The sequence below is a fragment of the Agromyces sp. MMS24-JH15 genome, assembly GCF_043518605.1.
Taxonomy (GTDB): Bacteria; Actinomycetota; Actinomycetes; order Actinomycetales; family Microbacteriaceae; genus Agromyces.
In genome coordinates, this window is sequence record NZ_CP171358.1 from 725,523 (window position 1) to 749,589 (window position 24,067).

Below are 24,067 nucleotides of genomic sequence, written 5' to 3' on the forward strand. Positions count from 1 at the left end.
CGGGCGCTCCTCGATCACCGGAGGTGGGCGTCCTAGTTCACCGGAGGGCGCCGAGGCGGCGGGCTCGGCGGAGGGCCAGCAGCCCGACGCCGAGCAGCACGAGCAGGCCGCCGAGACCGCCGAACCGCGCGAGCGCCGCGCCGTCGACGCCCGTGACGGGCGGCGGCGGCGCGAACTCGTTGTCGAACGTGATCGTGACCGTCGTCTCGGCCCCGACGACCACCGGGTCGGCCTCGGTCGCGCTCACGGCGACCGAGATCGCGCCACCCGTGTCGGTCTCCTCCGCCCAGCACTCGGCCCCGACCGGGAGCTGGTCGAGCTCGACCGACTGACCGCCCGTGATCGTCACGGGCTCGTGGTCGAGCGCAACGTACGGCTCATTCTGCTCGCCGCGGTCGAGCGTGCACGTCACCTCGACGGTGAACGTCTTCCCCGCGGCCGACTCGGCCGATCCGCTGATGGTCTTCTCGAGTTCGAGTTGCCCGTACTCGAAGGTGTTCGTCGCGGTGACGAGGAGGACCTGCGGGATGCCGGCGGTCTCGACGACGATCGCATCGTCGTACGAGTCGTGGTCGAGGGATCCGGCCGTCGCCCCGCCCAGGTCAGGTTCGGAACCCCAGCAGTGCGTGCCGACCGGTAGCCGCACGATGTCGCCGTTCGCGTCGCGCAGGGGCTGGATGTCACCGGCCGCCAGGCCGATCGTGTCGTCGAAGACGGTGACGCGCACGCCGTTCACGTCGAGCTCGCACGTTACCTGGAGCGTGAACACCGCATCCTGCACCCACGGCGCGTCCGCGGCCTCGCCGTCGACGCGCTTGGCGGCGCCGAGCAGGCCGAGCGAGAACCTGTTGAGGAACCCGGCCGTCACGACGGTCTCGACGTCGTCGGTCGCCTGGTCGGGGATCGTCACGGTCACCGGCGGCGCGGTCGCGTCGGCACCGCCGTCGTCGACCTCGGTGACGACGCACTCCGCGCCGACCGGGATGCCCGTGATGGTGTCGCTCGTGTACGGGCCGGAGGAGTCCTCCTCGCCCACGACGACGAGCTCGGTCGAGACGACCGTCTCCCCCTCGTACGTGCACACGACGCCGAAGACGAAGGGTCCGGTCGAGAACTCCGGCACGCCGGGCCCGCGGACCTCCTTCAGCACGTTCAGCGCGCCGGTGCGGAACTCGTTGTCGACCGTGATCTGGACCGGTCCGTCGACGGCGTCGTCGCCGATCACGACCGGGTTCCCCGACACGGTCGCCTCGGTCGCGCCGCCGAGGTCGGTCTCCTCGATGTCGCACTCGGCCCCGGTGGGCAGGTTCGGGATCGTGACCACGTTGCCGGGGGCATCCGTCGTCAGCGTCAGCGTGTCGTCGTACACGGTGTCGGGGTCGGCGGCCGCGACCGAGCAGACGACGTGCACCTGGTAGTCACCGAACTCGCCGGCCCAGGCGTCGGCGCCCGTCCCGCTGACCGCCTTGGTGAGCTGCAGCGAACCGACCGTGAACGGGTTCGTGACGCCGATCGCGGTGACGTGCGTGCCGTCCGCGGCGTCCGGCAGCAACGTGAAGGCCGCGGCGGTCGTCTCGCCGAGGTCCGTCGCGGCGCCGTCCTCGGTGATGACCATCGTGGTCCCCGTCGACCCGCCGGTGCCGGTCTCGGTCACGGTGCACTCCGCGCCCGCCGGGAGGTCGCCGAACACCTGCTCCTGTCCGTCGGAGAGCTGGAAGGTGGTGTCCAGCACGGTGTCGCCCTCGAAGACGCACACCGCCGAGAAGGTGAAGACGGTGTCGTACACGATCGGGTCGCCGTCCTGGTCGACGGCGCCGCCGTCGTCGACGGTCTTGTCGACCGAGAAGCCCGCATCGAGGTAGGTGTTCGTCACGGTGATGGTGATGCCCGTGGCCGAGCCGACGACGACCGGGTCCTCCTCGGTCGCGCTGATGTCGACGTCGACCGCCCCCTCCGGGTCGGGCTCCTCGGCCCAGCACTCCGAGCCGATCGGGATGTCGAGGAGGGTAGCCTGCTGTCCGCCCTGCAGCTCCACGGTCTCGCGGTCGTAGATCACGACCGGCGGGTTGCCGGGGCCCGGGTCGAATGTGCACGTCACGAGGATCTCGAACGTGCGCCCGGCGCCCCATGCCGGGTTGCCGGCCAGGTCCTTCTCGACGACCAGGTCTCCGTCGTCGAACCGGTTGGTCGCGGTGAGCTCGACCGGTTGCGGCTGATCGCCCGCGATCGGGGTGACGATCACGGCGTCGTCGAACGAATCGAAGTCGACCGAGGCATCCGTCGCCCCGCCGTCGTCCGTCTCGCTCCCCCAGCAGTGCGTGCCGACCGGCAGCAGCAGGGGCAGGCCGGTCGCGGGATCCTCGACCGTCACGGTCGAGTTGCCGGTCACCTCGACGTCGTCGTCGAAGAGCGGCGTCCCGCCGTCGGTCAGCGCGCAGGTCACGTGCACCGTGTAGGTCGCGTTCGCGATCTCCGGGATGTCCCCGGCATCGCCCGTCACGTCCTTCGTGACGGCGACCGTGCCGGCGGTGAACCGGTTCTCGAAGGCGGCCGTCTCGACCTCCTCGACGCCCGCGGTCGCCTGGTCGGGGATCGTGATCGTCGCCGGCACCGGCGTGGCATCCGCGCCGCCGTTCGCCGTCTCGGCGATCACGCACTCGGTACCGACCGGCAGCCCCGTCACGGTCTCCGAGGCGAACGGGCCCGCGGTGCCGTCGCCCGTGATCGTCAGGTCGTCCTCGCCGACCGGAGCGCCCTCGTACGTGCACTCGTAGTGGAACGTGAAGTCGACGTCCTCGCTGAAGCCGACACCCGAGCCCGACACGGTCTTCTCGACGACGAACCCTCCCGTGCGGAAGTCGTTCGTCACGGTCACGGTCACCGGGTCGCCCGGCTCACCCGCGGCGCCGATCTCGACCGAGGCCGGCGAGATCTCCGGGTCGCCCGTCGCGCCGCCGTCGTCGGGCTCGGTGACCACGCAGTCGGCGCCCGTCGGGAGGTCGTCGATCGTGACCGAGCCGTCGGCCGGCACGACCAGGTCGGCGTCGTAGACCGGGTTCGTCGTCGCCTGGTCCCACGTGCAGGTGAGGTGGACCGTGAACTCGGCCGGGGCCCAGAGGTCCTCGCCCGTCCCGGTCACGGCCTTCTCGATGGTGAGCGAGCCCACCGTGTACGTGTTCGTCACGGCGAGCGCGGTGACGTGCGTGCCGCCGGGCTCGTCGGGGAGCACGGTGAAGGATGCCTCGTCGTCGGACGGCGTCCCGGCGGTCCCGTCCTCGGTCACCACGACCTCGGTCGTCGTCGCGCCCGCCGGATCCGTCTCGGTCACGGTGCACTCGGCACCCGCGGGGAGCGGCGCGAACTCCTTCGTGTCGCCGTCCTGCAGCGTGAACGTGCGGTCGTCGACCGGCACGACCTCGACGTCGAGGAACGTGCAGCTCGCGGTGAACGTGAACGTGGGGTCGAACGCGATCGGGTCGCCGTCCTGGTCGAGTGCTCCGCCCTCGACGACGGCCTTCGTCACGTCGAAGCCGCCGATCGCGTACTCGTTCTCGACGGTGATCGTCGCGTCCTCGATTGGCGCGGGGTCGAACGGGTGGTGGATGTCGGTCCGCGCCGAGAGGTCGGTCGTCGCGGTGACCGGCCCGGATCTGCCTCCGGTGCCCGCCGGGTCGTAGGTCGCCGTCGCGCCCTGCGACGCGAGCTCGGCGACCGTGCAGTCGGAGTACAGGGGCAGGTTCGTTCCCGGGCCGACGAGCGCCGAGCCGCCGGCCGGCACCGTGACCGGTGAGACCGGACCTCCCAAGCCGTCGACGAGGGCGACGTCCTCGCCGAGCGAGGCGCACCGGACGTCGACGTCGTAGTCGTCGGGGAGCGGGAAGGTCCAGCCGGGCGGCGTGACGACGTCCTTCTCGAGCTGGATCTCGCCGACCGGGAAGGCGACGCCCGCGCGGACCGGCTCGACCGGCCCCTGGTAGTACTCGACGGCGTCGAAGGTCGCGCGCGACCCCGCGGCGACCGTGTTCCACGCGACGGGCAGGTCGGTCGAGTACGCGTCCGGGATCCACGCCGGCGTCTGCGTCTGGAAGGTGACGGCGCCGGAGGCGCCGGGATCGAGCCCCGAACCGGCGGGGTACTCGACGACGAGCTTCACCGCGCGAGCCGCCGCGAGCTCCGCCGCCGGCGTCGAGCCGTCGAACGGGATCCACTGCCGGGAGTTCACGTCGGCCGCGCAGGGGTCGCCGGCGGGGACCGGCTCGATCAGGACGCTGAACTGGAGGTCGGTCGCGTTGCAGGCCTGGTTCGGCACGGTGGTCAGGTACGACAGCGTCACGCCCGGCGGCACGGTCGCACCGGGGATGCCGAGGAGCACGGGCGCCCACTGGGATCCCCGCTGCGACCCCACGACCACGCCCGTGTCGCCGACCGCGGGGAGCACGTCGATGCCGCCGACCACGTCGGCCGGCACGTTGCCGCGGTTCGTGAACTCGATGCGCCACTCCTCGACGCCGCCCGGCCGGGTGATCGGCACGCACTGGTTCACGTAGGTGTCGGCCGAGGCGTTCGGCGTCGCGCAGGCGTCGGGGTCGCCGCTCAGGCTCAGCACGCCGAGGTCGTCGAAGTCTGGGTCGCCCGCGGCTGCGCCGGGCACGCCCGCGCCGACGCCACGGACCGACTTCGTGACCGCTACGGGCGCGGCGGGTGCGGGCGTGACGGACGTGTCGGCGGTGCAGGACGCGGTGCTCGGCACGTCGGGCGCCGGCCGGTTGTCCGAGGTGTGCGTGCAGGTCTCGAAGTCGCGGTCGCTCGTCGCGGTGATCGCGTTGCCGACCGGGGTCCCGGGCGGGAGTGCGGGCCGGAACTGCAGGTGCGCCGTGATCGTCAGCACGTCGCCGGGCGCGAACACGAAATCGGCGGGCACCGTGATCGTGACGACGCCGGTCGCGGTGTCGAGGCTTCCGCTGAAACCGGTGGTCGGGAGCGTGTCGCCGCCGGCATCGGTGAGGTCGAACTCGAACACGGGGTCGGCGCCGGGCACGGGCACGAGGTACGAGCCCTGGGCGTCGCCGCCGATGGTGTCCGAGAGCTCGAGCCCGGTCATCTGCCACTGGCCGGTGTTCGTCACCGTCATCACGTACGGGATCTCGGAATCCGGCGGGAACTGCTGCGACGCCGTACCCGACTGCCCGTTGCCCGGCGACTTCGTCACGCTGATCGCGTTCACCCGGTGCAGCAGGTCCGTCGTGTCCTGCGCGCTCGCGTCGGCCGTCCAGAGTCCGCCGACAGGCGTGTCCCACGACCCGACGCCGTGGACGTCGACCTCGTCGGTCGTAGTGCCCTGCACGGCCTCGCCGGGCGCGGTCACGAGGCCGGGCAGCGTCGAGGGCACCGGGACGGAGTCGGTCTCGCCGTTGGGCCCGAAGCGCAGGTTCTCGAGCCGAGCAGCTGTGAATGCGAAGGAGACGATCGGGTTCCGCGGCAGTTCCCAGTTCGATTCGGCGGCGTCCCGGCGGACCTCGATCCGGATGCCCCGCACGGCCGCCGGGGCCACGCCGGCGGGCAGCGCGGGCGTGACGGTGTTCGAGGCCGGGACATCCTGCCAGTCCCCGACGACCCAGCAGGCGGTCAGGTCGGCGCTGCCGCCGCAGGTCTGCACGAGCTCGCCCGTGCCGCCGTCGAGCGCGTAGTCGACGCCCACGAGCGCCGAGACGCGGATCTGGTCGAGGTTCGGCGGCATGGTCCGCTGCGTGAACGCGGTGAACTCGAAGGCGTTCCAGAAGGTCGGCTCGTCGTCGGTGATGGTCAGCACCGTGGTCCGCACGTTGCCGGTCGGCTGCCCGCCGATCGTGACGGTGTACCCGGTGCGCGGCTCGTCCTCGTAGCGTGCGGGCGGGGAGATCGACTTGCCCGCCAGGACTCCGTAGGTGGCGGGCACGAACTGGAGCGTGTCGTCGTCGGTGCCGTGGGCCTCGTCGATCGGCGCGCCGCCCGGCCGCGTCCCGTCGACCGAGGCGACGTTCGTCACGAGGTCGCCCTGGGCCGGCCGGGTGCCGGGCGCACTGCGCAGGAACTCGCGCAGCTGGAAGACGAGCACGACGCTCGTCTGCTCGGTGCTGAGGATCGCGACCCGGGTGGGATCCCGGTGCACCACGCGGACGCCGATGACGTCGGCGAGCTGCGCGGGCTCGAGCGCCTGCGCCTCGGCGATCGTGTGGTCGGTGGTTCCGCCTCCCTCGTGGGTGAGCGTCACGATCGACTCGGTCGCGTTCGCGGGCACGCTGATCCGACCGATCGCGAAGAGGTTGAACCTGTCGTACGTGTCGGTCGCGGCGGCGGGCGGGGTCGCGGGGTCCGAGACGGCGAGCTGGGCGATGTTCGCCTCAGTCTCGTTCCGCGCCGTGATCGTCGCGCTCACGAGTGGGTAGTCGTCCTGCGGCGTGGTCGGCGGCGGGATCGGCAGCGCGTCCTGGTCGAAGGTCTTCGTGACCGAGACGTTCACGGTGGTGTCGAGGATGGTGATGTCGTCCACGGCCTGCTGCGAGACGGGCTCCGGGCCGACGCCGTCGATGCCGACGGTGTTCTCGACGACGCCGTTCAGCCCGGAGTTGTACGTCTCGCCGTGCAGCGAGCCCACGACCGGGCCGCCGTCGGAGCGCTTCACCTGCCGGAGCCGGAACTCGAGGTCGAGGCCGCGCGTGTGGCCGGTCGACTGCGCGACGCCCGTGCCGGGCGCCGGCCCGGAGCCGCCGCCGCGGTTGGAGCCCTCGACGTAGGTGAGCCGGACTGCGAGGGTCGACGCGCGCTCGGCGTCGGAGAGCGTGTACCCCGGGAATCCGCCGTCGCAGGCGGTCCCCGTCGTGTCGGCGGCGCCGCACGCGGCCGCGGTGACGTCGACCCATGCGTCGGCCGTGTCGTCGTACAGCTCCACAGCCGCGACCCTGTCGTACGCGATCGTCGGGTCGAGCGACGCGTCGATCGGCTCGATCCTCGCGAGGTCCCACGCGTCGAAGGCCGACGCCGCGAGGTTCGAGAAGTCCGCGCCCGCGGTCGGGTCGTCGGTGATCGCGACGGAGTCGAACGGGACGCCCTCGGTCGACCAGGTGATCCTCGCGGTGCGCTCGTCGTCGGTGAACGCGAAGACCTCGTCCTGCAGCCAGGTCTTCTCGATCAGGTCGACGCCCGACCCGTCCGGGATCCAGGGATCGACGTCGATCGCGTCCGAATCGGTCGCGGTGTTGTCCCCGGGCGACGTGTCGGCCGGGTTGGTCACCGTGGAGGACGCGTCGTTCGCGACGACCAGGGGATTCGCCGCGAGCGCGGCGTCGTGCACGCTGCCCGACCCGTCGCGGAACTGGTCGCGGGTCGCGACCGAGAAGCTCGGGGACACCTGGAACCCCGGCGGCAGCGTCTCGCCCGGCTTCGGCGTGTAGACGAACCGGATGCCCTGGACGTCGTCCTGCAGGTCGGCCGGCACGGTGAAGTTCCACGTGGTCGGGCCCTCGATGAGCTCGGCGCCGGGGAAGGTCACCCACTGGGTCCCGTCCCAGTACTGCACCGTGAGGTTCGCGTTCGCCGGCACACCCGCCGAGAGCTGCTTCGCGTCGAACGTGTTCCAGAACGCGCTCGGTGGATCGCCCGGCTGCGGGTCCGCCGGGTCGCTGACGACGAGCGAGTCCGCGCCGACCGTCGAGGCGTTGGGGCCCTGGTTGTTCACGGTCGCGAGGAACGAGACATCCGTCGTCGTGCCCGGGATGTCCCACACCGAGCTCTGCGCGATGTTCTTGTCGACCGTGGTCGAGACACGGGCGGGTTGGCGGGTGAGGTCGGCCGCGTCCGCGTCGGTGCCGGTCAGGCCGGCGGCATCGGTCACGGTCGAGGTCGCCTGGTTGGTGCCGACGACGTCGAGCTGCCCCGACACCGGGTCGGCGGTGACGTCGAACGGGACCTCGGCGACCGCGTTCGGCTGGATCGGCCCGGTGAAGGTGATCGAGAAGCCCACGACGTCGGATTCGACGCCCGTCGGCGGCGGGATCTGGTTCGGCGTGGCACCGGTCAGCGTCTCGGTGCTGCCGTCGGCGTACGTGTAGGTCACCGAGACCCCGTTCGCGGCGGCCGGCCACTCGACGCCGGCGGTGAAGCCGCCGAAGACGAGGCCCTGGTCGGCGAGGTCCGGCTGCCCCGGCGTCGGGTCCTCGATCGTCATCGAGGTGACCGGGCGCGGCCCGTTCGTCGCGTCGATGGTCGCTGTGGTCGTCTCGCCGGCGAGCAGCGTCGGATCGGCGAACGACTTCGAGACGTCGACGGTGGGCCCGGTGTTGCTGATGACGACCGACCCGTCGGCGGTCTTCGGCGGGTTGGTGCGGCCGTCGACCACGACGTTCGACGACGCGGTGTTCGGGATCGCCTGCGACGTGTCGAGCGGGATGTCGAGCACCTGGTCGTTCGTCTCGCTCGAGATGCCGATCGCCGCCTCCTGCCCGGGAGGCGTCGGCGGCAGTTGCCCGGCCGAGGACGAGAAGGTGAACCGGAGGCCGTGGACCTGGTCCGGTGGGACATCCGGGATGTTCGTGAAGTCGGTCGGGATCGGGCCCGTCGGATAGGTGACCACCCAGTTCCCGTTGGCATCCAGGTATTCGACCTGCACCTGGTCGGCACCGGCGGGCGGGGTGATCGAGGTGATGCCGGTGAAGTCGAGCGGGCCGTCGAAGGGGCTCGCGACGCCGTCGGCGGGATCCTGCACGACGATCGCGTCGACCGAGCGGTTCGACGCGTTGCCGCCCCCGATGACGTAGTCGACGGGCTGGCCCGGCAGCGCGGGCACCGTCTGCCCGTCGGCGACGTGGTCGTCGACCGACTTCGAGACCGTCGAGTCCAGCACTTCGGGGATGTCGAGTTGCGTGGTGACGGAGGCATCCTTCGACAGCGCGTTGTCCGCGGCCGCGGTCGCCGTGTTCGTGACGTCGCCGTCGAAGTCGGCGCTCGCGTCGGCGGGCACCTGCACGAACACGGTGATGTTGACCTGCTCACCCGTCCGAAGGCCCGTGCCGGCCGTCCCCTCTTCATTGAACGTGACGTCGAAGCCGTCGGCGCCGAGGGTGACGGTCGCCGGCGGGGTGCCGCCGCCCGTGACCACGACGGGGTTCGGCGCCGCGGGATCGAACACGAGCGGGGGCGGCAGCGTGTCCGAGACGTGCGCGCCGATGCAGATGTCGACGATCGGGCTGTTGCAGTTGACCGCGATCGTGTAGCTGAACTCCTCGCCCGCCGCGTACGGGGACTGGTCCGGCGGGGTGACGATCTTGGCGAAGGTCGTGAAGACGGCGTCGTCGGGCGCCGCGACCGCCGGCATCGCGGTGGGGAGCGCGATCGCACCGACGACGGCGAGCGCGGCGAAGCCCGCCAGCCGACGTCGGATTCTGCGCATCGGTCCCCCCGGTCCGGTCGCAGCCCGCCTCATCGCGGGGGCGACAGAGCAATCACCGCCACCCTACCCGAGGGGTCGGGGCCGGCGGAATGTCGCGTGCGGGAGGCGGGCTGCGCGGGGAAATCCGCAGATCCGGGTCGAAAACGGACTCAGTCGAGCAGATCGTGGAGCTGGACGATCGCGTCGCGCGCGGGGCCGACGCCGATCGCCGAGATCCTCGAGCCGCTCATCGACTCGAGCTCGCGCACGTACGCCTGCGCGTTCGCGGGCAGGTCCGAGAACTCGCGCGCGCCCGAGATGTCCTCGGTCCAGCCGGGGAACTCCTCGTACACGGGCTTCGCGTGGTGGAAGTCGGACTGCGACACGGGCACCTCGTCGACGATCGTGCCGTCGACGTCGTACGCGACGCACACCGGGATCTTCTCGATGCCGGTGAGCACGTCGAGCTTGGTGAGCACGAAGTCGGTGACGCCGTTGATCCGGCTCGCGTAGCGCGCGATCGGCGCGTCGTACCAGCCGGTGCGGCGGCGGCGGCCGGTCGTCGTGCCGAACTCGTGCCCCTGCTCGGTGAGGAAGTCGCCCCACTCGTCGAAGAGCTCGGTCGGGAACGGGCCGGCGCCGACGCGCGTCGTGTACGCCTTCACGACCGCGATCACGCGGTCGATCTTGTTCAGGGCGATGCCGGAGCCGGTGATCGCGCCGCCCGACGTCGCGTTCGAGGACGTCACGAACGGGTACGTGCCGTGGTCGACGTCGAGCATGGTGGCCTGGCCGCCCTCGAACAGCACGGTCTCGCCGCGGTCGAGCGCCTGGTGCAGCAGCAGCGCCGTGTCGGCCACCATCGGGCGGAGCCGGTCGACGTAGCCGAGCAGGTCGTCGACGATCTCGTCGGGCTCGATCGCGCGGCGATTGAAGATCTTCACGAGCAGGTGGTTCTTCTGGTCGAGCGCACCCTCGACCTTCTGCCGCAGGATGCCCTCGTCGAAGAGGTCCTGCATGCGGATGCCGACGCGGTTGATCTTGTCGGCGTAGGTCGGGCCGATGCCGCGCCCGGTGGTGCCGATCTGGCGCTTGCCGAGGAACCGCTCGGTCACCTTGTCGAGGGTCCGGTGGTACGCCGTGATGACGTGCGCGTTCGCGGAGATGCGCAGCTTCGAGACATCCAGCCCGCGCGCGGTCAGCGCGTCGAGCTCCTCGAACAGGACCTCGATGTCGACGACCACGCCGTTGCCGATCACCGGCGTGACGCCCGGCGTCAGGATGCCGGAGGGGAGCAGGTGCAGCGCGTACTTCTCATCGCCGATGACGACGGTGTGGCCGGCGTTGTTGCCGCCGTTGAACTTCACGACGTAGTCGAGCCGCGAGCTCAGCAGGTCGGTCGCCTTGCCCTTGCCCTCGTCGCCCCACTGCGCTCCGACGAGCACGATTCCTGGCATGTCAGTCCTCTCCGGCGGGAGCGTCGGCGGCGCCCGCGTCGATCGCCGCACGCAGCTCCGCGAGGGAGAGCTGCTGCGTCGGGGTGAATTCGCTGGCGATGCGCGCCGGCGCCTCGTCGTCGGCCGCGGCGAGTTCGTCGGCCGCGGCGGCCGCGGCGTCGGTCAGGCCGAGCGCGAGCGCCGCGCGACGGCGCGCGTCGAGGCCGCGCAGGTAGGCGCGGTTCGGCTCGTCGGCCCAGGACACGGCGGCGCCGGGCGTCCAGCCGGCGGCGGCGAGCTGCTCGCGCGCGAGGTCGACGGCGACGGTCGCGTAGGCGAAGGCTTCGACGGAACGCCCTTCCGAGTCGGCCACGTCGGCCAGCTCGGTCCAGGCGAGGGGAGACGACGGATGCCCCGCGACGACGTCGTGCACGGTGCGGCGGTCACCGTCGGCGAGGGCCTGTCGAACCTCCGGCTCGTCGACGAGCGACGGCTCCGGTTCCCGGGATGTCTCGTCTGAGGTCACGCTCAACTCTATACCGGGGCATCCGCGGTGCCCGGTAGCCGGCGCCTGCGGCCGGACGATCACCCGGAGTGCCGCAGGTAGGCTGGAACCCATGTCCAAGGTCCTCACCTCCCTTCCCGTCGGCGAGCGCGTCGGCATCGCGTTCTCGGGAGGGCTCGACACCTCCGTGGCGGTCGCCTGGATGCGAGAGAAGGGCGCCGTGCCCTGCACCTACACGGCCGACCTCGGGCAGCCCGACGAGCCGGACGTCGAGGCCGTCCCGGACCGCGCGAAGGACTACGGCGCCGAGCTCTCGCGCCTCGTCGACTGCCGCGCCGCGCTCGTCGAGGAGGGCCTCGTCGCGCTCCAGTGCGGCGCGTTCCACATCCGCAGCGGCGGGAAGACCTACTTCAACACCACGCCGCTCGGCCGCGCCGTGACCGGCACGCTGCTCGTGCGCGCGATGCTCGAGGACGGCGTCGAGATCTGGGGCGACGGCTCGACCTACAAGGGCAACGACATCGAGCGGTTCTACCGCTACGGCCTCATGGCCAACCCGCGCCTGCGCATCTACAAGCCGTGGCTCGACGCGGACTTCGTCACCGAGCTCGGCGGCCGCACCGAGATGAGCGAGTGGCTGAAGGCGCGCGACCTCCCGTACCGCGCGAGCAGCGAGAAGGCGTACTCGACCGACGCGAACATCTGGGGCGCGACGCACGAGGCGAAGAAGCTCGAGGACCTCGACGCCGGCATCACGATCGTCGAGCCGATCATGGGCGTGCGCTTCTGGGACGAGTCGGTCCAGATCGCGGCCGAGGATGTCACGGTCCGATTCGAGCAGGGCCGCCCGGTCGCGCTCAACGGCGTCGCGTTCACCGATCCGGTCGAGCTCGTGCTCGAGGCGAACCGCATCGGCGGCCGCCACGGCCTCGGCATGAGCGACCAGATCGAGAACCGCATCATCGAGGCGAAGTCGCGCGGCATCTACGAGGCGCCCGGCATGGCGCTGCTGCACATCGCCTACGAGCGCCTCCTCAACGCGATCCACAACGAGGACACGGTCGCGAACTACCACAACGAGGGCCGCCGCCTCGGGCGCCTCATGTACGAGGGCCGGTGGCTCGACCCGCAGTCGCTCATGCTGCGCGAGTCGATCGTGAAGTGGGTCGCCTCGGCCGTGACCGGCGAGGTGACGCTGCGCCTGCGCCGCGGCGACGACTACACGATCCTGAACACCGAGGGCCCCGCGTTCAGCTACCAGCCCGAGAAGCTCTCGATGGAGCGCGTCGGCGACCAGGCCTTCGGCCCGCTCGACCGGATCGGCCAGCTCACCATGCGCAACCTCGACATCGCCGACTCGCGCGCGCGCCTCGAGCAGTACGCGCAGCTCGGGATCGTCGGCGGTTCGACGGCCGCACTGGTCGGCACGCTGCGTGCCGGCGAGTCGGGCGAGATCGCCGCGCCGGCCGAGGAGCCGTCGGCCGCCGACGTGCGACTGGATGCCGCGACCGACGCCGCGAACGAGGCATCCGCCTTCGACCTCGGCACCGACTGAGTCCCGCCTCCGGGGAGCGGCGCCCGCCGCCCCTCGGAGCGCCCCTTCCACGGCGATCCGGCCGGGTGACATACTCGACCAACCGGAGCCGGGGGAGGGCGCATGGACACCAGGGGCACCACGGGCGCACGCAGGGACCTCCGCGGATGAGCGGCGACCTCGGCTGGTGGGTCGCCGCCGCGCTCGTCCTGCTGGACTGGGTCATCCGCATCATCGCGCTCGTGATCATCCCGCGGGACCGCAAGCCCACCGCCGCGATGTCCTGGCTCCTCGCGATCTTCCTGATCCCGTTCATCGGCATCGTGCTGTTCCTGCTGATCGGCAACGTGAAGCTGCCGCGCAAGCGCATGGAACGCCAGAAGCTGATCAACCGGGCCATCGAGGAGCGCATCGGCGGCGCCGAGCTCGCACCGAGTCGCGGCGCATGGCCGGCGTGGTTCGCCACCGCGACCGAGCAGAACCGCGTGCTCGGGGCGCTGCCCGCATCGGACGGCAACCGCGCCGAGCTGTTCGGCGACTACCAGTCCTCGATCGACCGCATGGCGGCCGACATCGACACCGCCGAGCACTTCGTGCACGTCGAGTTCTACATCGTCGCGATCGACGACACGACGCGCGGCTTCTTCACCGCCATGGAACGCGCCGTGCAGCGCGGCGTCACGGTGCGACTGCTGCTCGACCACGTGGCATCCCGTCGCGTGAGCGTGCACGAGGCGACGTTCGCCGAGCTCGACCGGATCGGCGTGCAGTGGCACTTCCTGCTGCCGGTCCAGCCGACCAAGGGCAGGTACCAGCGGCCCGACCTGCGGAACCACCGGAAGCTCGTCGTGGTGGACGGGCGCGTCGCGTACACGGGGTCGCAGAACCTCATCTCGCGCGACTACGACTCGCCGAAGAACCAGAAGCGCGGGCTCATGTGGCAGGAGCTCGTCGTGCGCCTGACGGGCCCGACGGTCGCGGCGATCAACGCGGTGTTCCTGTCGGACTGGTTCTCCGAGACCGACGAGTCGCTCGTCGACGTCGCGCACGTGCCCGTCACCGACATCGCGGCGGATGCCTCGCCCGACGCCCTGACCTGCCAGGTCGTCCCGAGCGGCCCGGCGTACGAGCTCGAGAACAACCTGCGGCTGTTCCTCGCGCTCGTGGCGTCGGCGCAGGAGCGCGTGATCATCACGAGCCCCTACTTCGTGCCCGACGAGGCGATGATGTACGCGATCACGTCGGCGAAGTTCCGGGGCCTGGACGTGCAGCTCTTCGTCTCGGAGATCGGCGACCAGGGGTCGGTCTGGCACGCGCAGCGCTCGTACTACGGGCAGCTCCTGCGAGCCGGCGTGCGGATCTTCATGTACCCGGGGCCGTACATCCTGCACGCGAAGCACCTGTCGATCGACGACGACGTCGCGGTGATCGGCTCGAGCAACATGGACGTGCGGTCGTTCAACCTGAACTTCGAGATCTCGCTGCTCGTGCGCGGGCGGTCGTTCGTCGCGGACATGCGCGCCGTCGAGGAGGGGTATCGCGCCGTCGGCCGCGAGCTCACGCTCGAGGAGTGGGAGCGCGAGCCGGCGTCGGCGACGTTCCTCGACGGGGTGGCCCGGCTCACGTCGGCGCTGCAGTAGGGGCGGGTTTCACAAACTTGCACAGTCTTGTGCAAGTTAGGCGTAGACTGCGAGGATGCCCCCCACCAGCGATCCCGTGCGCCGCGCACCGCGGCGCGACGCCGCGGAGAACCGCGAAGCCATCCTCGCCGCCGCCGCGACCGTGCTCGCCGAAGCCCCCGACGCCCCCCTCGACGCCATCGCGCAGGCCGCCGGCCTCAGCCGCCGTGCCGTCTACGGCCACTTCCGCGACCGCAACGCCCTCGTGCGCGCACTCATCGACCACGGCGCCGAACGGCTCAACGAGGTCGCGCGCTCCGCGATCAGCGGTGACGAGCGAGTCGCGCTCGCACTGCTCGCCGCCCGGATCTGGAGCGAGGTCGAGCAGGTCCGGGTGGTCGCCCGCCTCGCGGTCTCCGACGCGTACCTCGACGTCGCGGCCGGCGCGCTCGCCCCGCTGCGCGCCGCGATCCGCGCGCTCGTCGAACGGGGCATCCTGAGCGGAACCCTCCGCGGCGACCTCCCGGCCGGCCTGCTCGCACGCCTCATCGAGGAGGCCGCGATCACGGTGCTCGCCGAGTCGGTCCGCAGCGGCTTCGACCGCGCGCAGGGCACCGGGTTCGTCATGCGCTCGGTGCTCTCGACGGTCGGGCTCGGCTGGCGCGAGGCCGGCGTGCTCATCGAGACGGCACCCCCGCTGCGGGCGGTGCGTTCGGCATGAGGATCGACCTTCGCGCGGTCTCGAAGGGCCGCGACGGCATCGCGCTGCCGACCACGACCACGGCCTTCGAATCCGGTCGCGCCACGCTCGCGCACGCCGAGACCGAGCAGCGCCCCACCGTGCTCGGCCTGATCGCCTCGGGCCGCATGCGCCCCGACACGGGCATCGTCATGCTCGACGGGCGCGCCGACGCACGGGGCATCCGCCGCCGCATCGCCCTCGTGGACGCACCCGGCGCGAGCGATCCCGCCCCGAACGTCACCACCGCCGGCGTCTGCGCCGAGGAACTCATGTTCGCCGGGCTGGCGTCCGGACCGGTCGCCGTCGCCCGCACGCTCCGCGGCCTCGGCCTCGAGCACCTCGCACGCGTGCCGATCGCCGACGTCGAACCCGCCGACCGCCTCCGGCTGCTCACCGAACTCGCGATCCTCCGCGACGACGTCGAGGGCGTCGTGCTCGTCGCGCCCGACCGCCACGGCGGCGACCCGCTCGACTGGTGGACGCTCGCGAAGCGGCTCGCCGACCGCGGCTTCGCAGTCCTCGTGGTCGCGGGCGCGGCTGCGGCGGCCGCGATCAGCGCGCACGCGATGCTCGCGCGACTGCGCGGCGACGAGGACGAGCCGGGCGCGGACGCCGGGCTCGAGCCCGAACTCGAGCCGGCGCTCGAGACCGCGATCGCCCTCGAGCTCGCGCTCACGGGAGGCCACGCATGAAGCTCCCCCAGCTCGTCGCGGCCGAGTTCCGCCGCCTCACCGCCTCCCGCATGTCCGTGGTCGCGCTCATCGCGCTGCTCGCGGTGCCCGTGCTGTACGGCGGGCTCTACCTCTGGGCGAACCAGGACCCGTACGCGAAGTTCGCCGACGTCCCGGTCGCGCTCGTCGTCGACGACCGCGGCGCCGGCTTCGGCGACGACGGCCCCGCGCGGACCGTCGGCGACGAGGTCGCCGACCGGCTCGTCGCCGACGGCGACTTCGACTGGCACCGCGTGAGCGCGGACCGTGCCGCGACCGGCCTCGACGACTCGACGTACGACTTCGCGATCACCTTCCCGGCCGACTTCTCCGACGCGCTCGCCTCGGTGCGGACGGATGCCCCGCGCCGGGCCGAGCTCGTGCTCTCGACGAACGACGCCAACAGCTACCTCGCCGGCACGATCGGCGAGCAGGCCGTCGAGCGCATCCGCGCGGCCGTCGCCGAGCAGGTCGGCGCCGAGGCGGCGTCGACGCTCCTCGACTCGCTCGACGAGGTGCGCACCGGACTCGCCGACGCGGCCGACGGCGCGAGCCGCCTCGCCGACGGGGCATCCGATGCGGCCGACGGCGCGAGCCGCCTCGCGGGCGGGGCATCCTCGCTCGCCGACGGCGCGGCGAGCCTCCGCGACGGCACCGAGCAGGTCGCCGACGGGGCATCCGACCTCGCCGCGGGCGCCGCGCAGGTCGCCGACGGCAACGCGCAGCTCGCCGACGCGGCCGACCGCGTCGGCACCGCCGTCGACGGCGCGGTCGCCGCGCTGCCGCAGGCGCGCGCCGAGCTCGAGTCCGCGCTCGAGGCGCAGGGCGTGGACCGGGCCGCGATCGACCGCGCGCTCGCGAGCCTCGACGCGGCGGCGACGCAGGTCGCCGCGGGCGGCGACCGCGTGCAGGAGGTCGTCGGCGAGATCGACGCCCTCGCCGACGGCAGCCGGCAGGTTTCGGACGGGGCATCCGCCCTCGCGACCGGGTCGCGCGCGACCGCCGACGGCGCCGCGCTGGCCGCCGACGGGGCCTCCGCGCTCCGCGACGGCGCCGCGACGCTGCAGGCGGGCCTCGGCGACCTCGACGCCGGCGCCGGCGAGCTCCGCGACGGGCTCGCCGACGGCGCGGCCGAGATCCCCGCCTCGACGCAGGCCACGAGGGATGCGCAGGCGGACACGATCGCCGACCCGGTCGACGCCGAGACCAGCGCGGTCGCGAAGGCCGACGGGTACGGCGCGGGGCTCGCGCCCTTCTTCGCCGCGCTCGCGGGCTGGATCGGGATCTACGCGCTCTTCCTGATCGTGAAGCCGCTCTCCCGGCGCGCCGTCACCGCGATCGACGCGCCCATCCGCGTGACCCTCGCCGGATGGCTCACGCCGGGCATCCTCGGCGCGCTCCAGATGACGGCCCTGTTCGGCGTGCTCGCGCTCGTGCTCGGCTTCTCGATGAGCCATCCGATCGGGGTCCTCGGGATCATGCTGCTCGCGTCGGCGACGTTCGCGGCGATCATCCTCGCGCTCAACGTCTGGCTCGGCTCGGTCGGCCAGTTCCTCGGCCTCGTGCTCATGGTCGCGCAACTCGTGACGGCCGGCGGGACCTTCCCGTGGCAGACGCTGCCGGCCCCGCTCGCCGCGCTGCACCGCGTGCTGCCGATGGGCTACGTCGTCGACGCCATGCGGCAGGCGATGTACGGCGGCGAGCTCGGGCGCGCGTGGCAGGACGCCGCGGTGCTCGCGCTCTGGCTCCTCGGCGCGCTCGCGATCGCGGGGATCGGCGTGACGCGGATGACCCGCTTCCGCACGCTCCGCGACCTGCAGCCGAGCCTCATCGGATGATGCGGCGGGCTACAGCCACTTGCGCTGCTTGAACACCAGGTACAGGACGAGCGCGAACACGGCCATGAGCGACAGCGCGAACGGATACCCCCACGGCTCGTCGAGCTCGGGCATGAAGGCGAAGTTCATGCCGTAGATCCCGGCGATGAGGGTCGGCGCGAAGATGATCGCAGCCCAGCTCGAGATCTTCTTCGCCTGCTCGCTCGAGGCGACGCTGGCCTCGCTGAGGCGCTGCATCTCCTCGTTCTGCCGCTGCGTGACGAGCGTCGCGTGCACCGAGAGGGCGTTCTGGAGGAGCTGCCGGAAGCCCTCGCCGCGCTCGACGATGCGGATGACGTGGTCCTTCACGTCGCGCAGGTAGCGCTGCAGCTCGACGTCGACGCCGTACTTGTCGAAGCCGCGCTCGAGCGCACCGAACATGTCGAGCAGCGGCCGGGTCGCGCGCTGGAACTCCATCACCTCGCTCGCGAGGTCGTAGATGCGGCGGGTCACCGCGGGGTCGCCCGAGAAGAGCTGGTCCTCGATCTCGTCGATGTCGTTCTCGAGCCCCGCGACGACCGGCGCGTACTCGTCGACGACCTCGTCGAGCACCGCGTAGAGCACGGCCTCGGGGCCCTGCGCGAGGAGTTCGGGGTCCTCCTCGAGGCGCCGGCGCACCTTCGCGACGTCGGGCGTCTCCGCCCGGCGGATGCCGACGGCGAAGTTCGCGCCGACGAACAGGTGCACCTCGCCGAACTCGACGGTCTCGGTCCGGTCCACGTACCGGCCGGGCCGGAGCACGACGAACAGGGAGTCGCCGTAGCGCTCGAGCTTCGCACGCTGGTGGCCCTTGCGCGCGTCCTCGACGGCGAGCGGGTGCAGGCCGAACTCGGCGGCGACCGCGTCGAGCTCGGCGTCGCTGGGCCGGTAGAGCCCGATCCAGGCGAAGCCGCCGTGCGCGTCGAGCGTCTCGAAGGTCTCCTCGAGCGTGGCGGGCGTCGCGACCCGGACGCCGTCGCGGTAGATCGCGTTGTCGATCACTGGCACGGGTCCAGTCTCGCGCACCGCGCGGCGGGTGGAGCGCAGCCGGCCGGTCGATCCGTCGCCGTCGCGGCCGCGCATGCGTGGTTACTTTTGCGTGTTCGACAAACGAATGTCGTTCATTGACACCGATACTTTGATCGAAATAGCATGCACATCAGTACGCAGTGCGACGGAACGTGAGTCGGGGTCAGCCCCCGGATCCACGGCGTCGCGCTGCGTTCGGCTTGCCGCCGAACCCCACCCAGTCGACGATGACGGAGGTCCGCATGCACCCAGCACCGGTCGCGGCCGCCTCCGTGCCGATGGACCTCGGCGGCCGCGTCGACGTCGCCCTCGGCGATCCCTCGACGCTCGCTGGCGACCTGTGGGACGCGGTATCGGTGCGCGGCATCGAAGCCGGGGGCGAGTTCGCCGACCTCGTCGACGCCGCGCGCGCAGCCGACGGAGGCAAGTACCTGCGCCCCCGGCTCGTGGCGGCCGCCTACCTCGCCCACGGCGGCACGGATGCCGCGCTCCTGCGCCGCATCGCCGGCGCCCAGCAGCTCGTCCACCTCGGACTGTGCATCCACGACGACCTCATCGACGGCGACCTCGTCCGCCACGGACGACCCAACGTGGTCGCGCGTGCCGAGGCCGCGGCCCGCGCGGCCGGGCTCGGCGACGCCGCAAGCGGACGACAGGGCGCGGCATCCGGCCTGCTCGCCGGCGACCTCGCCCTCAACGCGGCCGCGCTCGCACTCGTCACCGCCCCGGCTCCCGACGCCGTGCGCGCCCGCCTCGCCGCGACCGCCCTGCGCGCCGTCGAACGCACGATCGCCGGCGAACTCCTCGACGTCCGCAGCGAAGCACTCCCACCCGAGCGCAGCACGCCGCTCCTCGTCGCACGCCTGAAGACCGCGTCGTACAGCATCACGCTCCCCCTCGCCCTCGGCGTGATCGCCGCCGGAGCGGACGACGCGGTGACCATCGACGCCGTCGAACGCGTCGGCGCCGCGCTCGGCATCGCCTACCAGCTCGGCGACGACGACCTCGGCCTGTTCGGCGCGCCGGACGTCACCGGCAAGTCGGTGCTCTCGGACCTCCGCGACGGCAAGCGCACCGAGCACATCCGCCTCGCGCTCCGCCGGTCCGGCGACGCCGACCGGAGCACCATCCTCCGAACGCTCGGCTCGGTCGATGCGGACGACGACGACGCCCGACGCGTGCGCGCCATCGTGACCGCGACCGGGGCGCGCGCGGCGGTGCACGCCCTCATCGACGAGCACCTGGACCGGGGCCTCCGCACCGCCCGCGACCACCTCCCCACCCCGCTCGCCGACCACCTCGCCGAGCTCGCCCTCGCGCTCCGCCACCGGACGCACTGACCCACCGATCGAAGGAGACCGACGTGGAGCACACCCCCACCCCGCAGGACGCCGACACCGCCGACGCCGACGGCACCGCCACCGCCTGGAACCGCGGCCGCGTCGGCCTCTGGCTGATCGGCGCGCGCGGCTCGGTCGCGACCACGGTCGCGGTCGGCGTCCACGCGTTCGGCGCCGGGCTCGCCGCGCCGACCGGGTGCACGACCGCCGAGCCCGGCCTGGCCGAGGTCCCGCTGCCGGCCTTCGAGGCCATCGTCATCGGCGGGCACGACCTCAGCACGGTCGCGCTCGTCGATCGCGCCGAGGCGCTGGCCGCGGCCGGCATGCTCCCGGCCGGCATCGTCGCGTCGGTCCGCGACGACCTCGCACGCACCGACGCCGAGATCCGCCCCGGCCACGACCCGGCCTCGCACGCCGGAAGCCAGCTCGACGCGGTCCGACGCCTCGCCGCCGACATCGCCGACTTCCGCGACCGCCACGGCCTCGCCCACGTCACCGTCGTCGACGTCTCGTCGACCGAGCCGCTGCCCGCCGACCGCCCCGAGTTCCACGACGCCGTGCTCCTGGCCGGCGCACTCGCCGACCCCGACCTCGCGATCCTGCCGCCGAGCTCGCTCGCCGCGCTCGCGGCGGTCGAGGCCGGCGCCGCATACGCCTGCTTCACGCCGTCGGCCGGCCTCGGCCTCCCGGCCCTCCGCGCGCTCGCCGCGACGCGCATCCCGTTCGCCGGCCAGGACGGCAAGACCGGCGAGACGCTGCTGCGCACCGTGCTCGCCCCGATGTTCGCCGAACGCGGCATGCGCGTGCTCTCGTGGGCGGGCGCCAACCTGCTGGGCGGCGGCGACGGCCGGACCCTCGCGGACCCCGAGGCGGTCCGCAGCAAGCTGGCCTCGAAGAACCGCGGCCTGAAGGCGCTCGTCGGCGACCACGTCGTCGCCCCGCTCCACATCGACAACGTGCCCGACCTCGGCGACGTGAAGACCGCCTGGGACCACATCAACGCCGAGGGATTCCTCGGCTCGCGCCTCACGCTGCAGACGACGTGGTCCGCGTACGACTCGATGCTCGCCGCCCCGCTCGTCATCGACCTCGCGCGCCTGCTGTCGCTCGCGGACGCGGTCGGCGTGCGCGGCGTCGTGCCCGCGCTCGGCTGCTTCTTCAAGGACCCGTGGGGCAGCGACGTGCACGCGTTCGCCGACCAGTCCGCAGCGCTGCGGTCGTGGGCGTCGGACCTCGCGGAGCAGTTCGCGGGCGCGACGGACCCCGGGTCCGTCGCCGGCGCGCCGGGCTCGCGCGAGTGCGCCGCCGAGTCCGGCGCGACCGCGTCCGCCGTCGCCGAGCCGGTCGCCGTCGGCAGCGCGCGGTGACGACCGCCGGCGACGTCCTCGAGCTCATGCGCGCGCCCGCGGCGCTCACGGTGCTCGGGGACACCGCGGTCGGCGCCCACGCCGCGGCGGGCGGATTCACGAAGCGCGGATGGCTCCTGCCGCTCGCGTCGGCCGCGCTGTACGCCGGCGGGATGGTGCTGAACGACTGGGCCGACCGCGACCTCGACGCCGTCGAGCGGCCCGAGCGGCCGATCCCCTCCGGGCGGGTGAGTGCCCGGCGGGCACTCGGGATCGCCGTCGGGCTCGGCGCCGCGGGCCTCGCGCTCGCCGCGGCCGGGGGCGGACGGCGTGCGCTCGCGTGCGCGGTCCCGCTCGCGGCATCCGTCGTCGTGTACGACGTGTTCGCCAAGCCGACCGCGGCCGGGCCGCTCGCGATGGCCGCGTGCCGCGGCTTCGACGTGCTCATGGGCGCGGGCGGCTCGCCGCGGGCCCTGCCGGCCGCGCTCGCGATCGCGACGCACACCGTCGGGGTCACCGCGCTCTCACGGGGCGAGGTGCACGGCGGGTCCGCCCCCGACACCGGGCTCGCGCTCGTCGCGACGGGCGCGGCGGCCGCAGCGGTGGAGGCCTCGGTGGATGCCGCGAGTCCCGCGGCCGCCTCCCCGGTCGCCCGCCTCGCCGGCGCCGCCGGGGCCGCGACGTACCTCGCCGCCGCGCTGCCCGGCCAGTTCGCGGCCGTCGACGATCCGTCGCCCGAGCGCGTGCGCGACGCGACCCGCGCGGGGATCGGCTCGGTCGTGCCGCTCCAGGCGGCGCTCGTCGCGCGGAGCGGCTCGCTCCCGGTCGCACTCGGACTCGTCGCCGTGCACGGGATCATCCGACTCCGCGGGCGGCGCGGGCGGAGCGGCCGGGGGACGTCACGTGAGCGCGGTCCTGCCCCGGGCGCTGCCCGACGCCCTGCCCGCCGGGCGACCGCGCTCGCACCCCGGGCCCCTCGCCGGACCGCTCGCCGGGCCGCTCCCCGGCGCGCGGTTCGCCGTCGGCTACGGAACCAACGGCTTCGCGGACCATCCGCTCGACGACGTCGTCACGGTGCTCGACGCGCTCGGCTACCGCGGGCTCGCGCTCACGCTCGGGCATCCGCACCTCGACCCGTTCGCGCCCGACGCCGTGGACGCGGCCGCGCGCCTCCGCGACCGCCTCGACGGGCTCGGCTGGCGCATCGTCGTCGAGACCGGCACCCGCTACCTGCTGGACCCCTTCCGCAAGCACCGTCCCACCCTGCTCGACGACGACGCGGCGCCGCGCGAGGAGTTCCTCCGCCGTGCGATCGAACTGGGGGCCGTGCTCGGCGCCGACTGCGTGTCGCTCTGGTCGGGCGTACTGCCGCTCGGCGTCGCACCCGATGCCGCCGGCGGCCGGCTCCGCGAGCGTCTCGCGCCGATCGTGGCCGAGGCCGCGGCGTCCGGCGTTCCGCTCGCGTTCGAACCCGAGCCCGGCATGCTCGTCGAGACCGTCGCCGACGCGCTCGCGCTCCGAGCCGACCTCGGCGACCCGCCCGCGCTCGGCCTCACGGTCGACCTCGGCCACTGCGTCGTCGTCGAACCCGACGGCGTCGAGGGCGCGCTCCGGGCGGCCGGGCCGCTGCTGCGCAACGTGCAGGTCGACGACATGCTGCCGGACGCCCACGACCACCTCGAGCTCGGGCACGGCTCGCTCGACCTCGCCGCCGCGCTCCGCACGCTCGAGGAGCTCGACTACCGCGGGCTCGCCGCGGTCGAGCTCCCCCGGCACGCGCACGACGCGCCCGGCGTCGCCGCACGCTCGATGTCCGCACTCCACGACGCCTGGGAGGCCCGATGACCGACTGGATCCACGAGGGGGAGGCGGCGATCGCCGCCGATCCCGCCCGCATCGCCGACCTGTTCCCCGCGGCGGGCCGCGAGGTCGGCCGCGGGGCGGTCCGGCCCGACGACGACCCGCAGGGCTACCGGCACGGCACCCTCGACGACCTCGCCCGCGAGCGGTTCGTCGTCGCGCTGGTCCGGGCGCTGCCCGCCGACCGCGCGGCCGCCGAGCTCCGGGAGCTCCACCGGTACGGCGACGACGCCGAGCGGCGCGGCGTGCTCCGCGGGCTCGGCGCGGCCGAGGAGGCCGGGGGGATCGGCGCAGTCGGGGCATCCGACCCGACCGGCGGCGACCCGCTCGTCGACGCCGGAGTGAACCTCGTCCTCGACGCGCTGCGCGCGAACGACCCCCGCCTCGTCGCGGCTGCCCTCGGCCCGTTCGCGGCCCGCCACCTCGACCAGCACGCCTGGCGGCACGGCGTGCTGAAAGCGGTCTTCATGGACCTCCCGCTCGACGTCGTCGCCGGACTCGACGACCGCGCCGACGTCGAACTCGCCCGCATGGCCGCGGGCCTCATCGCCGAGCGGCGGGCCGCCTGCCGGACCGTCACCGACGACATGACCCGCCTCGCGACCGCACCCGCCCCCGCGGCCGCGCCCGCCCCCACCGACGTCACCGCAGCCGGCGACCCCGCCGGCCCCCACCAGGAGGACTGAC

13 protein-coding genes and 1 pseudogene are annotated in these 24,067 nt (G+C 73.1%); 10 read left to right on the forward strand and 4 right to left on the reverse strand.

Annotated features, from left to right (window positions below; translation table 11 throughout):
- Positions 1–37: 37 nt before the first annotated feature.
- From ACDF64_RS03315 to ACDF64_RS03325, 3 genes are all read right to left on the reverse strand, one after another.
- Positions 38–9,424 (reverse strand): DUF5979 domain-containing protein, encoded by a 9,387-nt coding sequence (locus ACDF64_RS03315; protein ID WP_394553395.1) that lies wholly within the window; start codon positions 9,422–9,424, stop codon positions 38–40.
- A gap of 149 nt (positions 9,425–9,573) precedes the next feature.
- Positions 9,574–10,860, reverse strand: coding sequence for an adenylosuccinate synthase (locus tag ACDF64_RS03320; protein WP_394553396.1), 1,287 nt, complete (start codon positions 10,858–10,860; stop codon positions 9,574–9,576).
- Between the two features lies 1 nt (position 10,861).
- On the reverse strand, positions 10,862–11,365 hold the full coding sequence (locus ACDF64_RS03325) for a DUF3151 family protein (RefSeq protein WP_394553397.1): 504 nt from the start codon (positions 11,363–11,365) through the stop codon (positions 10,862–10,864).
- A 91-nt stretch (positions 11,366–11,456) separates the two neighbouring features.
- Between ACDF64_RS03325 and argG the strand changes: the two genes are divergently transcribed.
- The 5 genes from argG (at position 11,457) to ACDF64_RS03350 (ending at position 17,787) form a co-directional block, all read left to right on the forward strand.
- The gene (gene argG, locus ACDF64_RS03330; protein WP_394553398.1) at positions 11,457–12,899 is read left to right on the forward strand and encodes an argininosuccinate synthase; all 1,443 of its coding nucleotides are present in this window, start codon (positions 11,457–11,459) and stop codon (positions 12,897–12,899) included.
- Between the two features lie 146 nt (positions 12,900–13,045).
- Positions 13,046–14,518 (forward strand): cardiolipin synthase, encoded by a 1,473-nt coding sequence (cls, locus tag ACDF64_RS03335; protein ID WP_394553399.1) that lies wholly within the window; start codon positions 13,046–13,048, stop codon positions 14,516–14,518.
- 55 nt (positions 14,519–14,573) lie between these two features.
- Entirely contained in the window at positions 14,574–15,218 is a 645-nt protein-coding gene (locus ACDF64_RS03340) for a TetR/AcrR family transcriptional regulator (protein WP_394553400.1), read from the forward strand.
- Positions 15,215–15,931 (forward strand): hypothetical protein, encoded by a 717-nt coding sequence (locus tag ACDF64_RS03345; protein WP_394553401.1) that lies wholly within the window; start codon positions 15,215–15,217, stop codon positions 15,929–15,931. The genes ACDF64_RS03340 and ACDF64_RS03345 overlap by 4 nt, the downstream gene beginning before the upstream one ends.
- Entirely contained in the window at positions 15,928–17,787 is a 1,860-nt protein-coding gene (locus ACDF64_RS03350) for a YhgE/Pip family protein (RefSeq protein WP_394553403.1), read from the forward strand. The genes ACDF64_RS03345 and ACDF64_RS03350 overlap by 4 nt, the downstream gene beginning before the upstream one ends.
- A gap of 9 nt (positions 17,788–17,796) precedes the next feature.
- On the opposite strand, the gene ACDF64_RS03355 is transcribed toward ACDF64_RS03350, so the two are convergent.
- Positions 17,797–18,813, reverse strand: coding sequence for a magnesium and cobalt transport protein CorA (locus tag ACDF64_RS03355; protein ID WP_394553404.1), 1,017 nt, complete (start codon positions 18,811–18,813; stop codon positions 17,797–17,799).
- A gap of 263 nt (positions 18,814–19,076) precedes the next feature.
- On the opposite strand from ACDF64_RS03355, the gene ACDF64_RS03360 reads away from it, so the two are divergent.
- The 5 genes and pseudogenes from ACDF64_RS03360 (at position 19,077) to ACDF64_RS03380 (ending at position 24,066) form a co-directional block, all read left to right on the forward strand.
- Positions 19,077–20,174 (forward strand): polyprenyl synthetase family protein, encoded by a 1,098-nt coding sequence (locus ACDF64_RS03360; RefSeq protein ID WP_394553405.1) that lies wholly within the window; start codon positions 19,077–19,079, stop codon positions 20,172–20,174.
- Between the two features lie 23 nt (positions 20,175–20,197).
- Entirely contained in the window at positions 20,198–21,541 is a 1,344-nt protein-coding gene (locus tag ACDF64_RS03365) for an inositol-3-phosphate synthase (protein WP_394553406.1), read from the forward strand.
- Positions 21,538–22,386 (forward strand): annotated as a pseudogene (locus ACDF64_RS03370) (SCO3242 family prenyltransferase); the annotation flags it as partial. The gene ACDF64_RS03365 and the pseudogene ACDF64_RS03370, both read left to right, overlap by 4 nt.
- Before the next feature lie 37 nt (positions 22,387–22,423).
- Positions 22,424–23,365 (forward strand): sugar phosphate isomerase/epimerase family protein, encoded by a 942-nt coding sequence (locus ACDF64_RS03375; protein ID WP_394553407.1) that lies wholly within the window; start codon positions 22,424–22,426, stop codon positions 23,363–23,365.
- Positions 23,362–24,066, forward strand: coding sequence for an EboA domain-containing protein (locus ACDF64_RS03380; protein WP_394555043.1), 705 nt, complete (start codon positions 23,362–23,364; stop codon positions 24,064–24,066). Before ACDF64_RS03375 ends, ACDF64_RS03380 begins: the two co-directional genes overlap by 4 nt.
- Position 24,067 lies beyond the last annotated feature (1 nt).